This is a genomic window from Dulcicalothrix desertica PCC 7102 (assembly GCF_003991905.1).
Classification (GTDB): domain Bacteria; phylum Cyanobacteriota; class Cyanobacteriia; order Cyanobacteriales; family Nostocaceae; genus Dulcicalothrix; species Dulcicalothrix desertica.
Genome location: NZ_RSCL01000016.1, coordinates 52,935 through 65,833, shown reverse-complemented (window position 1 = coordinate 65,833; position 12,899 = coordinate 52,935). Strand labels below are relative to the sequence as shown.

The window sequence follows — 12,899 nt, the reverse complement described above, 5'->3', positions numbered from 1 at the left end:
CCTCACTAGTTGTCTTGGCAGTATACCATCTTTTTGATAGCGTAAATTACTGTAGCCAAGAATTTACCAAAGATAAATTCATGGAAGAGGCGCCCGAATATGACCTTGCAAATCGTCAACAAGTGCAAGAAGGTATCGAGAAATTTAGAGCCGAACTCAAAGCAGCTAAAGAACAAATTACTCTCGATAAAGCATCGAATGCAGGCGCCGTTAAGGAAAGAACAAAAGTTCTTGTTGCAGTCGCTACTAAAGGTGGCGGTTTAGTTAATCAACATTTTGGTCACGCGAAAGAATTCCAAGTTTACGAAGTTGATGGCAGCGAAGTTAAGTATGTAGGTCATCGCAAAGTAGACCACTTCTGTCAAGGTGGATACGGTGAAAAAGCAACTATGGACAATATCATCGAAGCAATTTCTGATTGCAAAGCTGTATTAGTTTCCAAAATTGGCGAATCACCTAAAGAAAAACTACATAACGCTGGTATCAAAGTTGTTGAATCATACGATGTGATTGAGAAGGTTGCTTTAGAATTTCATCAAGAATTTACCCAAGAAAGTCATGGGTAGAGACGTGATTAATCACGTCTGTACAGAGTTATGAGTTATAAGTTATCGATTTATGAATCCTTAATTTACAACTCCTAACTCTTGATTCCAAACCAATCAAAATTAGGAAGAGCATCTCAAATGACTTACAAGATTACTGCTAAGTGTATTTCCTGCGACTTGTGTCTCCCCGTTTGTCCTACAGGCGCCATTTCAATAATAGATGGTCAGCGGACAATAGACCCTAATCTTTGCAACGGTTGTGTTGATACTCTTTACACAGTTCCTCAATGTGTAGCGGGATGTCCTACCTGCGATGGTTGTGTTAAGCAAGCGAATAATTACTGGGAATGTTGGTTTGACACTTATAAAAAGTGTATGGATAAATTGACCAATAAAAATCAAGATTATTGGGAAACCTGGTTTACAGCTTATTCTCAAAAATTTTCAGAGCAGTTAGAGAAAAAACGTTCCTCGCAAGCAGCATAAACGTTTCGTAACCAATAGTTCGTAGCTAATAGTTAATAGCTAGTGGCGATTCTGTAAAGCTATTAACTATCAACTACCAACTATGTTTAACAGCTATTACCCATTAACTATTAATAATTGAAAGTGATGAAGAAAGATTGTATTTACTTAGATAATAATGCTACTACAAAAGTAGACCCTGAAGTTGTTGAAGCAATGTTGCCTTACTTTACTGACTATTACGGCAACCCTTCCTCGATGCATACCTTTGGTGGGCAAGTTGGAAAAGCAGTTAATAAAGCACGTGAACAAATGGCTGCCTTGCTTGGCGCCAACGAATCAGAAATTATTTTTACAAGTGGTGGTACCGAAGGGGATAATGCGGCAATTAAGGCAGCACTCTTGGCTCAACCCGATAAGCGTCATATAGTAACAACTCAGGTAGAACACCCAGCAGTTTTAGCTTTATGTAAGCAGTTAGAAAATCAAGGTTATACAGTTACTTATTTATCGGTTAATGGTAAGGGGCAGTTGGACTTAAACGAACTTGAAGCTTCGTTAACAGGTAACACTGCTCTTGTATCGATAATGTACGCAAACAACGAAACAGGTGTTGTTTTCCCCATCGAGCAAATTGGGTTACGAGTCAAAGAATGCGGTGCCTTGTTCCATGTTGATGCAGTCCAAGCAGTTGGTAAAATACCGCTTGACATGAAAACCAGCACCATTGACATGCTTACAATGTCAGGTCACAAAATTCATGCTCCCAAAGGAGTTGGTGCGCTGTACGTAAGACGTGGTACACGCTTCCGTCCAATGTTAATAGGTGGAGGACAAGAACGTGGGCGCCGTTCAGGAACACCAAATGTACCAGGAATTATCGCATTGGGTAAAGCTGCTGAGTTGGAATTAATGCACCTCGAAGAAGCAACCAAGCGTGAAAGAATATTGCGCGACAAATTAGAGCAAGCAATACTTTCTAAAATTCCTGACTGCGAAGTTAACGGTGGAGGTTCTGAACGTTTACCCAACACAACTAACATTGGTTTCAAATATATCGAAGGCGAAGCAATTTTATTCGGTTTAAACCAATACGGTATTTGTGCATCCTCTGGTTCAGCTTGTAGTTCCGGTTCACTCGAACCTTCCCACGTACTACGCTCAATGGGTTTACCCTACACAATTTTACACGGCTCAATTCGCTTTAGCTTGTGTCGTTACACCACAGAAGATGAAATAGACACAGTTATTACAGTATTACCTGCCATCATCGAACGCTTACGCGCACTGTCTCCATTCACAGACGACAAAGCAGCTTGGTTACAAGAACACGAAAAAACCTTAGCAATCAAGTAGGGTGCGTGACGCTATTAATAACCTCAAAACGAAGCAACCATCTAATAGCGTCACGCACCGGCTCAAAGCTTATCACTCATCACTCCCAACTCATCACTCTCTTAAAACTATGTGGGAATATACCGATAAAGTACTTGATTTGTTTTATAATCCCAAAAATCAAGGCGTATTAGAAGACCAAGGCGAAGCAGGGATTAAAATTTCAACAGGTGAAGTAGGCAGTATTGCTTGTGGCGATGCCTTAAGATTACACCTTAAAATAGACGTAGAATACGATAAAATTCTTGATGCACGATTTCAAACATTTGGTTGTACCAGTGCTATAGCATCATCAGAAGCATTGGTAGAACTAGTAAAAGGTTTAACTTTAGATAATGCTTTAAAAATAACAAACAAGCAAATAGCTGATTACTTGGGTGGTTTACCCGAAGCTAAGATGCACTGCTCAGTTATGGGACAAGAAGCACTCGAAGCAGCTATTTATAATTATCGTGGCATCGAGCGCGATGTTCATGAAGATGATGACGAAGGCGCCTTAATCTGTAGTTGCTTCGGTATAACCGAGAACAAGATTCGCCGTGTGATTTTAGAAAACAATTTAACCAGTGCTGAGGATGTAACAAATTATGTCAAAGCTGGTGGCGGATGCGGTTCCTGTCTGGCAAACATCGATGATATAATTCAAGAAGTTAGAGAGAAAGCTTCCACAGCGACAGCAGTAAATACTACTACTAGCACCGTAATTCCCGTTATTCAATCGGCGCCTCGCGCACTGACTAACGTACAAAAAATAGCACTTATTCAAAAAGTTTTAGATGAAGAAGTTCGCCCCGTTCTCATCGCAGATGGCGGAGATGTTGAACTCTACGATGTAGATGGCGATATCGTTAAAGTATTACTTCAAGGCGCCTGTGGTTCATGTTCTAGCAGCACAGCAACTCTAAAAATAGCCATCGAAGCGCGCTTACGCGAAAGAATTAGTCCCAACATTGTCGTTGAATCAGTTGGTTCACCAGTAAGAAATTAACAAAATTAATACTCCACGTTCCTAATATCATGTCCTACTCAAATTCTCGAAAAGCGGTTGAACGTCCGCCACCGTAATAAAAGGCAACGTTCATCCCAAGGGAACGCACCATTACCTACAGATGCGTCCCGTAAACCTCAAAGACCCATCTAATCAACCAATTGCAGGAGATTAACTCATCATGTCAGAAGATAGAATTAGACAGATAGCCTTCTACGGTAAAGGCGGTATCGGTAAGTCTACAACCTCACAAAATACCCTGGCTGCAATGGCTGAGTGGAGTTAGATTAAGGCTATTCTCTATATATATAAGGAATTCTAAAAGGCTTTGATTAAATTCTTCCCTAATTATTTCAAATTTTTTAAATCATATTTCAATAAAAACTAGCTAAAATATAATCATATTATTCCCTAATTATTCCCTAATCAAGTAATTATAATTATAAATAAATTCAAAGCACCTCAATCTTACTAAAATATAGATTGTCATTCTGAGCGTAGCGAAGAATCTATCTTATATTCAAGATTTATAGATGCTTCACTGCGTTCAGCATGACATTATTTTTTCAAATTTTAATGCTCCTAATAATTATTTTAAATTCCCGTTAATTATGGAAAGTGGGGGATTTTAATTATTGATTGTAATTTTAACTGTTGATTCTCCATCTTTAATTTTTCTATCTCTAATTTAAGATGAAATATCTCATCCTGTAGCGCTTCTACTTCCGACCTTTTAGTTATTGCAGCATCAAAAGCTTTTTTTCGTTTGTCTGTATCTATCCACTTTTGATAAGTTTGCGTATGTTGTTCAACGCTGTGTCCTAAGTTATCTGCTGAAGCTTTAATTGGTATTCCTTGGACTAAATGCGCTCTAATTGCACAAGCATGTCGTAAATCATAGGGTTGAAAGTTTACACCTACTACATTAAACCAACGCGCGATAGATTTTCTTAGAGCTTGTATAGTCTTTAAATCTTGGTTCTGAGTTTTGCTTGCTAACTTTGTTATTGCTTCCTTATTTTTTAAATCAAATAGTTCCACCCAATCAGGTATAAATGGTATAACTTCTCTGTATCCTGTTTTTGTATTGCGGTGAACTTTCCAGCTATGATTTGTGTTTTCTGGACTTAACCACCAATCAATATCTGGTTTTACAAATAACTCACGTGGTCTTAGTCCATAGGTAGCCAACATCCCATAACACCAGCGGTATAAAATCCAAATATCGCTGTCTTCCCAGTTACCGTTATTATTGCTTCTGTGTTTGCGGTTTTCTGCATATACTTTGAATAATTCAAAACTTTTAATTATCTCGGTATCATCGGGTATTGTTCTGATATTGGTCTCGACTTTTGGCTTTTTAATTTCTAATTGAAAGCCTAAAGCGAACTCTTTTATTACCACTTGTGCTACTGTAGTTGCTAGTCCTACGCACCAATCAGGTAGTGTTTTAATTTTTGCTTCTAGTGATTTTTTGTCAAAAACAGTCTCAAATCCTAAGTATCTACGAATTACATCTAAATAATTTGATACAGTATGCTCAGAAGTGATTGAGCGTTTATGCGTAGTAAAGTAGAACTTTTCTAGATTGTCGTAATAATATTTTCCTGTTTGTATTTCTATTTTCTCACTCGTATCAATCCAGTTGCTCCATAAAAACATCTTTCTGTCTAACTCGCTACCAAGTCTGTACGCTTCTTCAATAGCTGTCTTTAACCCATCTAAGTTTGCTGAGACTTTTAAGGTAACGTCGTATTGCTTTGTGTCTTTACCTTTATTACTGTCACCAGGTTTTAAGGGTAAAGTCGCTCTTAAATATAATCCTCTACCCTTCTGTATAATACCTACCCTTGTCTTATTCCTTTTTAAATCAGCATTCGCATTTGTTAGTTTCTCTGCAAATTTCTGCTCATAGTGAAGTTCAGTAGCTCTTGCCTTTGCCATTTTACCTCTATAACTCCCGTCTGTGGTGGCTGGTGTTTCAAAATCGTCGAAGACATCATCTGTTTGTGGTAGAGGTAAATCGCTAGAACCCTGGTTATCCTTTTTAATCATTCCCTAAATATTCCCTAAGATTATCCTTAAATAGCCAAGCCAAAAACAGTTATCTAGTAACCCATTTTGAATATATTACGTTACTAAATAACTTTATTTATGTATATACTCTAAGCTATTTGGCTGAAATGGGTCAACGAATTATGATTGTAGGTTGCGACCCTAAAGCTGACTCGACTCGTTTAATGTTGCACTCTAAGGCACAAACCACCGTATTACACTTGGCTGCTGAACGCGGCGCCGTAGAAGACCTCGAACTCGAAGAAGTAATGCTTGCTGGTTTCCGTGGTGTTAAGTGCGTAGAGTCTGGTGGTCCAGAGCCAGGTGTAGGTTGTGCAGGTCGTGGTATTATCACCGCTATTAACTTCCTCGAAGAAAACGGCGCCTACCAAGACTTAGATTTCGTATCTTACGACGTATTGGGTGACGTTGTATGTGGCGGTTTCGCTAAAAGCCACCAAATAATATATGATTGGTAAATCGTCTTTTCGCAGTATTTATGCGCGATTTATCGAGAGCATTGGGCTATTGTCGAGTTTCCACCCAAAGACAGCATACAGAAGGTCACGGGTTGGAGCGTTATATCGACCGATTAAAACAATATGGGTTGACTGATGAACAAATTCATTGGGATATAGAATCAGGCGCCAGCGAGAAGCGCAAAGGATATAACCGGGTATTAGAATTAGTGCGGTCGCGTCAGGTTGATAAAATCATCGTGCCATGTTTCGATAGATTTACGCGCTCGGCTTTAGGTTGGGAAGTCGCGCGTCAGGAATTACAGGATTTTGGGGTTGAGTTGGTATTTCTTGACGGTGGAAGTTTGGACTTAGAGACACCAGAGGGGTTATTTACCAGCAGGATATTAGCTGCGATGTCTGCACAGGTTCGAGATAAAAATAAATATAACGCTACCCAAGGACATCGATATTTTCAGGAGAAAAGAAAGATTTACCAAGCAATATTTGGTTTTGTTAAAGATGGCGATAGTGTTATACCGAATAATAAACAATATAGGGATACAGATAAAACCCATGCTGCGGTTGCCCGTGAATGTGTTGAAATGTTTATAGAGTCAGGGGAATTATCGAAAACTATTAGAAAACTAACAGATAAATATGGGTTAGAGCGGGTTGGTAAGTTTAAGTTTGAGGATTTTCCTAGAGATGTGTCTTCATTCCGTCGATGGCTAGAAAATCCTCAATTATGTGGGATGGTTTGCTACTACCCGTTCAACTCAGAGAAAAAAATAACAATACAGTCAGACCATGAAGGAATTATATCAGTACCACAACACCAACAAATAATCCAAATCTTGGCAACCCATCCATGTGGTAGACGTAGGTATATTACAAACCCGTTGGTGGGGTTGTGTAAATGTGCTAAGTGCGGTTCGACAATGGAGAAGCGATCTACAAAAATTAATGGTAAAACCTATGAACACTTAAAGTGCCCAGGCGCCTACCCAAAACCACGTCAACCTAAAAAATGCGATGTGCGAACTTATTTTCGGTTAGAAGGCGCCATTGATGCTGCAATTCAAGCGTTAAAAGAAAAAGCCGACAGTATAGCCGATAATATGCCAGTAGAAACCACAGAAGTAGTACCAGTCGAGATATTAGAGTTAAAACAACAAATCTTAAAACTAAAACAACTAAATGACCCCGACTTTCACAGCACTATTAAAATAAAAGAGCAAAAATTAGAAGCCTTAATCAAAACCTCAGAACTAGATATAGTAGCAGATGCCAGCAGAAATCAGGTATTGCGTAGCATTGCGATGAGCGAAGGGTTTTGGGAAGTAGTCACAAGGGAAGAACTAACTGCCATTTTTCACGAACTAGTTGAGGAAGTAGTTTGTTCGGTAACAGAAAGAACACAATTATTCAGCGCGCGACTCAAAATCTAACTTTATCCCAAAATTCGTAGGTTTGGGAGTGTTTAGGCACAGTTTGTTAAGAATTACGTCAAATATCCTGCGGCTAAATTACTCTAAATTTGTTTGGTACTTGGTAATCATGATAAGTATGGTGTGGAAAAAAAGTATAGGGAGTAACATATCTTTCGTTAAGAAAGCATTTAACTGGATGCGATTGTTCGTCACAAATATTAAAAAGCGCCTGCTCCCGTTGTTATTTTTGCTCTCATTTACAGCAGTACTACTATTTCAAAGCTTTTCCCTACCTAGTATTGCCCAACTACCTCCCCAAAATAGGCAAGAAATTCGTGGTGTATGGCTGAGTAGTAATGATTTAAATGTTTTTCGCTCTGGCGCCAAGGTACAGTCTGCCATGCTAAAACTGCAAGAACTGAACTTTAATACTGTTTATCCTGTAGTTTGGAACGATGGTTATACAAAATACCCTAGTGCTGTTCTCCAAAAAAAAGGTATCCCCTTTTTCTTCAGAGGTGCGGAAGGACAAGATGTGTTTGCAGATATTATTGCCCAAGCGCGCAGTCAAGGGTTACTAGCTATACCCTGGTTTGAATTTGGTTTTATGGTTCCCCTAACTTCCGAACTTGCATCAGCACATCCTAATTGGCTAACACAAAAGCGGGATGGAACTCAAACTTCAATTAGTGCAGCAGGAGAAGTTGCATGGTTGAATCCATTTCATCCGGAGGTACAGAGTTTTATCACCGAACTCATAACGGAAATCATGACCAAATACAATCCCGATGGTATTCAATTTGACGACCATATGAGTTTGCCTGTAGATTTCGGTTACGACAAGTATACTATTAACCTTTATACTCAAGAAACTGGCAATCCTCCCCCATCTAATCCCCAAGCTCAAGCCTGGATAAAATGGCGTGCTGATAAAATTACTGCCTTTATGGTAGACCTTTACCAAAGCGTAAAAGCAATAAAACCAAACGCGATTGTCTCAGTTTCCCCTAATTACTACGATTTTGCCTACAAGTTTCATCTGCAAGATTGGCTAAACTGGGTGCGATTGGGTATTGTTGACGAGTTAGTCATGCAGGTTTATCGTGACGATTTAAACAGCTTTAGCAGTAAAATTACTCGCCCAGAAGTTTTAGAAAGTCAACAAAGTATTCCCGTTGGTATCGGTATTATGGCTGGATTGCGGGGTCGTCTGGTGACAATCGCCCAAGTTCAATCCCAAGTACAAGCAGCGCAACAACGAGGTTTGGGTGTTGCTTTTTTCTACTACGAGAGTCTTTGGGATATTGCCCCAGAACCAGCCCCGCAGCGACAGTCAGTATATGCAGCGCTTTTTCCTACTTCTAGACGGCGTGATGTATCTCAAATTACACCTCGCCAACCAACTTTTAGAACCGTCTCTTTACCTTTATTTACCAGACCTAGCGCTCTAACGCGAGCGCGCGGTTATTTTCTGGAATTATCGAGTGCAGGTGGCGCCCCAAGACGTATTTTATTAGATACAGGCTCATCAGGACTGCGAGTGCCCAGAGAATTTTTAGGTAATACTCCCATACGCAGAACAGGGCAAACTATTAGGGAGACATTAAGTGATGGTACTATTTTAGAAGGTGAATTAGTTTACGCTCCGATTCGCTTTGGTTTAATTCCCACAACAGAACCTGTACCCATACAAATTGTGACTAGTCGCCAATGTACCGCACAAAGACCTAACTGTTCTGCTAAGAGCGGTACTCCTTTCTCCGGTATTATTGGAGTCAACTATTTTGAAAAATCCCTTCCCTACAACCCGTTAAGAAAGTTACCAGGGAATTTAAGTAATGGATTTATTATCACTGGTAATAGTAATAGTAACAGTAACAGTAATCTGACTCTAGGTTTAACAAGTGAAAATCAAGCGGGTTTTAAAATGGCTGCTTGGACTAAACAACCTGCAATTAATGGTGTCGAAGGTGACAGATGGGACTCTCGACTGGGGGGAGTTTGCGTAACTATCGCTCTTAATGCAACAAAAATTCCTTGTAATGCCAGAATGATTGTTGATACTGCAACTATTAATGGCTCGATAGAAGTTAAGTCAGCAGCCACAATTGGTAAACTAAAAGCAGGAGTATTAGGTACAGCAAATACCTTAAGGTTAGCAATTAATAGCGTTTTTGATTACAGTTTAACACCAGGAAACCGCGATGGTTTTAATCGCTGGAGTTTAAGTATATCGCCACAATTACAATTTCCGGTATTTGTTAATACTGGTATTGGCTTTTTAGATAGATTTGACCTACTCTTTGACCCCGTGAATGGGAGACAGGGTTTCCGTCCTAGGAGTCAATCAACTTAACTAATTAGTATTTAAATTATTTAATCTATGCAATAAAAAGGCGCCATCTATAAACTATAAAAGGCGCCGTTATTAACAGGGTGCATCTACCATACAAGTATACGTAGTGGCTGAGAATATATCAGGAGAAAACCAATAAATTAGCAATGGAAGATAACTAAAAGTGCATATTTTCAGGAGTTAGTCTTGTAAAATATCTAATTAAAATAAAAAGGCGCCATCTATAAAATAAAAGGCGCCGTTGTTATCAGGGTGCATCTACCATATACGTATCCATAGTTACTGGGGATGTATCAGGATGGAACTGATAAAAATTAGTTGCGAAAGCATAAATCGGTTATTGAGGCGCCGTAATTACATTCCAATCTCCGTAAAGCTTTTCCATTAAATCACATTTGTAGTCAGAAACCGCTACTTTACCCTTAACATTATGTAATACCTTACATCTTGCAGCATTCGCTGCGGAGCTTAAAGAAACCGGGCTTCTGTACGAAAAATCAACGTTTTATAGCAAAGTCTTTGTCAAGAAGCCCGGTTTCTAGGACTGGTGCAAGATGTGAGATACGGATGCAAGTTCGATTCGGTTGCTCGTCAGTCATTTCAAAAGCATATGCTTGACTGTCTCCCCTTGCAGAGTGAGGGTAAGGAGGGTCACAATAAAATAATGTATCTTACATCTTGCAGCATTCTCAACAAGCCAAAAGAAACCGGGCTTCTTTACGATAAATTAGGGTTTCTAGTGATATTTTTGTCAAGAAGCCCGGTTTCTAACCCTGGTGCAAGATGTGAGGTATCCTCGGAATCGTAACGTTGAATTACTTTAACCGCTGTGTCGTTTTCTATTTGCACTCGTAAAAGTCGCTGCACAATTTCTGGTAAATCCTCCACGCTTCCCAACCACCGAGAAACGGCGCCTGCCATTCCTGCGCGCTTCGGTTAATTTACAATGTGCCCCGGAACCCGGAGCTTGCCGTTTGCGCTAGACCCGTTCTTACTTGCCTTGCCCGAATAAAACTATGGATTAATTGAAGCCAGATTTTAAATACTATCGCACAAAAATATAAGCCGCAACCTAAAACATGATAGTGAATAAATTAAAAATTACCAGCGTTAACTGCTAGAAAAGCTTGTTTGATAAGTTGAGCGAAAGAATGTTTTCCCTGCTGCGTGTACAGTTGAAATGCTTTACGATACACTGATAAAATCTCGGTACAGTTTTCTACTTGACCGTTTTGGTCTTTTATGTTAATCATGACCCAACCTAAATTATGATAAGCTTCTGCGTAATTTGGTTGTAATTTGACTGCTTTTTCTAAGTAATAACGTGCTTTTTGCCATTGTCCAGCTTGTCCGTACAAAGTACCAAGACGATATAATGCAAAATATTGAGATGGATATTTTACTATGCAAGTTTCGTAAGATTGTATAGCTGCTTGGAAATTATGTAAATGTTCTTGAGTGATTCCTTTATTAACTAATGTCCAACTAGATACTTGTGAACTTTTATTTGAAGAGTCAAAATTTAAAGCTGCATCATTCCATAAACCCTGCATAGCTTGCTTCCAACCTCTAAAACCAAAACCAAAATTATTATTTGGTACTTGGGCAATAAATTCTTGAATACGTCTTTCTACGTCGGTTGCTTGCTGAGTGACAACTGCTTTATCTAAAGCAAAAATTAAATAAGGATATACCCATTGTTGTAATTGTTGAGAATTTACAGAGGAGTTTTGTCTCATCTTAAAAATTGCTTGAGTCGCTGTACTAACCCCTAGTTTCCATTGCTGTTGATTAACTGCTATCCAAGCTTGTATACCTAATGCAAAAGTACTGTTCGGCTCAAGCTGAAGCGCTTTATTGATAAAAAAATCTGCTTGCTGCCAATTCTTGGAGTTACCTAATGCCCAGGCTAAATTTGCTAGTATCCAACCTTCTTGAGGAGATAAATTTGCTGCTTTTTGCAAGTTTATTAAAGCTTCTGACCAATTTGATTTACGACAGTTAACAAGTCCTAATACTCCATATGCTCTACCATCACTTGGTTTTAATTGAATGGCGCCAAATGCCGCGTTTTCTGCTTGTGTGTCGTCTAAATGCATTTGTACCAAGGCTAACTCAGTAGCAACTTCTCCATCATTCGGTTCACTGTTGAGATGTTTTTCATAAACTATAACTGCTTCAGCCAATTTACCTTGCTTAACTAACTCCCGCGCTCTTTTTTGGCTGGGAGAAACAAATTTATTATTGAGAGCATCAATTAATTCATCGGCGCCTTGAAAACGGTCTTCAACACGATGTTGCATTCCAGTGAGAACAATTTTTTCGATTAAGGGGCTGAGATTTGGGCGTAATTGTCGAGGTGGAATGAGTGTATCACAACCATTTATAATATCTGTAGCTGCTGGGGGTAAGTTTCCAGTTAACAGTTCATACATTGATGCACACAAAGCATAAAAATCTGTTGCAGGAAAGCGTTTACCTCGACAACTGTATTGCTCCAAGGGCGCATAACCTCGTGTTAAAGTTATGCTGACCTCGCTTGTTTGACCTGCTATAAATTCTTTTGTGGCGCCAAAATCAATTAATACTGCTCTGTTATTGTCTACTAAAATGTTATCTGGTTTAATATCTCTGTGTAATAAATTATTAGCATGAATAACTTTTAAAGCTTCTGCAATTTGAAGAAAATAATACTTAACTCTAGTTTCTTCTAATATTCCTTCGTCTTGTAGAATTTGATACAAAGACTTTCCAGGTATGAATTCCATTACTATATAAGCAGTATTATTTTCCTCAAACCAATCATAGACTTGAGCAATACTAGGATGAACGCATTTTTGTTGATAACTAGCTTCTAATTGAACTTTATTAATTTGGTGTAGTCTTTGTGCGGGTGGTATTGAAGAGGGCCATGTTATTGTATTGCCAATTCTCACTGCTTTTTCAGGCCAAAGTTCCTTTATAGCAACTTGGGCTGAATTTGGTAGATATACTCCTTTATATGTAATGCCAAAGCCACCTTCCCCTAATAATTTTTCTATTTGATATTGTCCTTGCTTTAGTAACGTTCCGCGAGGTAAATGATATCCAGTTGAGTTACTATTGGTAGTAAGAGGTGTACCGCAAGCTATACAACTGACAGCGCTATCAGTATTTGTAGTCAGACATGTTGGGCATTGAATAGACATTTTGCGTAAAATA

The 12,899-nt window shown here is 39.0% G+C and carries 8 protein-coding genes and 3 pseudogenes; 8 read left to right on the top strand and 3 right to left on the bottom strand.

What is annotated here, in order from left to right; genetic code table 11:
• Positions 1-53: 53 nt before the first annotated feature.
• From DSM106972_RS30030 to nifH, 5 genes and pseudogenes are all read left to right on the top strand, one after another.
• Positions 54-566: pseudogene (locus DSM106972_RS30030) on the top strand (NifB/NifX family molybdenum-iron cluster-binding protein); the annotation flags it as partial.
• A 120-nt stretch (positions 567-686) separates the two neighbouring features.
• Positions 687-1,034, top strand: a complete 348-nt coding sequence (locus DSM106972_RS30025) for a DUF362 domain-containing protein (RefSeq protein ID WP_127084125.1) — start codon at positions 687-689, stop codon at positions 1,032-1,034.
• A 126-nt stretch (positions 1,035-1,160) separates the two neighbouring features.
• On the top strand, positions 1,161-2,369 hold the full coding sequence (nifS, locus tag DSM106972_RS30020; protein WP_127084297.1) for a cysteine desulfurase NifS: 1,209 nt from the start codon (positions 1,161-1,163) through the stop codon (positions 2,367-2,369).
• A gap of 109 nt (positions 2,370-2,478) precedes the next feature.
• Positions 2,479-3,396 carry a Fe-S cluster assembly protein NifU gene (gene nifU, locus DSM106972_RS30015; protein WP_127084124.1) on the top strand — a complete coding sequence of 306 codons (918 nt, stop codon included), beginning with the start codon at positions 2,479-2,481 and terminating at the stop codon, positions 3,394-3,396.
• A 181-nt stretch (positions 3,397-3,577) separates the two neighbouring features.
• A pseudogene (gene nifH / locus DSM106972_RS30010) lies at positions 3,578-3,673 on the top strand (nitrogenase reductase); the annotation flags it as partial.
• A 332-nt stretch (positions 3,674-4,005) separates the two neighbouring features.
• Here nifH and DSM106972_RS30005 read toward each other — a convergent pair.
• A complete protein-coding gene (locus DSM106972_RS30005) occupies positions 4,006-5,451 on the bottom strand; it encodes a site-specific integrase (RefSeq protein ID WP_233787175.1) in 1,446 nt (481 codons plus the stop codon).
• A gap of 107 nt (positions 5,452-5,558) precedes the next feature.
• On the opposite strand from DSM106972_RS30005, the pseudogene DSM106972_RS30000 reads away from it, so the two are divergent.
• The 3 genes and pseudogenes from DSM106972_RS30000 to DSM106972_RS29990 form a co-directional block, all read left to right on the top strand.
• Positions 5,559-5,900 (top strand): annotated as a pseudogene (locus tag DSM106972_RS30000) (NifH family ATP-binding protein); the annotation flags it as partial.
• A 50-nt stretch (positions 5,901-5,950) separates the two neighbouring features.
• Positions 5,951-7,360, top strand: coding sequence for a fdxN element excision recombinase XisF (gene xisF, locus DSM106972_RS29995; protein ID WP_127084123.1), 1,410 nt, complete (start codon positions 5,951-5,953; stop codon positions 7,358-7,360).
• Positions 7,361-7,538: 178 nt separating this feature from the next.
• Complete coding sequence (locus DSM106972_RS29990) at positions 7,539-9,698, top strand: glycoside hydrolase family 10-like protein (protein WP_127084295.1); 2,160 nt, start codon at positions 7,539-7,541, stop codon at positions 9,696-9,698.
• A 717-nt stretch (positions 9,699-10,415) separates the two neighbouring features.
• Here the strand turns inward: DSM106972_RS29990 and DSM106972_RS53990 are convergent.
• Together DSM106972_RS53990 and DSM106972_RS29970 are read right to left on the bottom strand one after the other, a co-directional pair.
• Positions 10,416-10,619, bottom strand: a complete 204-nt coding sequence (locus tag DSM106972_RS53990) for a hypothetical protein (RefSeq protein WP_233787176.1) — start codon at positions 10,617-10,619, stop codon at positions 10,416-10,418.
• Positions 10,620-10,792: 173 nt separating this feature from the next.
• Positions 10,793-12,886 (bottom strand): serine/threonine-protein kinase, encoded by a 2,094-nt coding sequence (locus tag DSM106972_RS29970; protein WP_127084122.1) that lies wholly within the window; start codon positions 12,884-12,886, stop codon positions 10,793-10,795.
• Positions 12,887-12,899: the final 13 nt, after the last annotated feature.

Excerpts from the sequence above, each read along its gene's own strand:
- DSM106972_RS53990 (WP_233787176.1), bottom strand. The coding sequence starts at position 10,619 with ATGGCAGGCGCCGTTTCTCGGTGGTTGGGAAGCGTGGAGGATTTACCA.
- DSM106972_RS30025 (WP_127084125.1), top strand. The coding sequence starts at position 687 with ATGACTTACAAGATTACTGCTAAGTGTATTTCCTGCGACTTGTGTCTC.
- DSM106972_RS29990 (WP_127084295.1), top strand. The coding sequence starts at position 7,539 with ATGCGATTGTTCGTCACAAATATTAAAAAGCGCCTGCTCCCGTTGTTA.
- DSM106972_RS29970 (WP_127084122.1), bottom strand. The coding sequence starts at position 12,886 with ATGTCTATTCAATGCCCAACATGTCTGACTACAAATACTGATAGCGCT.
- DSM106972_RS30005 (WP_233787175.1), bottom strand. The coding sequence starts at position 5,451 with ATGATTAAAAAGGATAACCAGGGTTCTAGCGATTTACCTCTACCACAA.
- nifU (WP_127084124.1), top strand. The coding sequence starts at position 2,479 with ATGTGGGAATATACCGATAAAGTACTTGATTTGTTTTATAATCCCAAA.
- xisF (WP_127084123.1), top strand. The coding sequence starts at position 5,951 with ATGCGCGATTTATCGAGAGCATTGGGCTATTGTCGAGTTTCCACCCAA.
- nifS (WP_127084297.1), top strand. The coding sequence starts at position 1,161 with ATGAAGAAAGATTGTATTTACTTAGATAATAATGCTACTACAAAAGTA.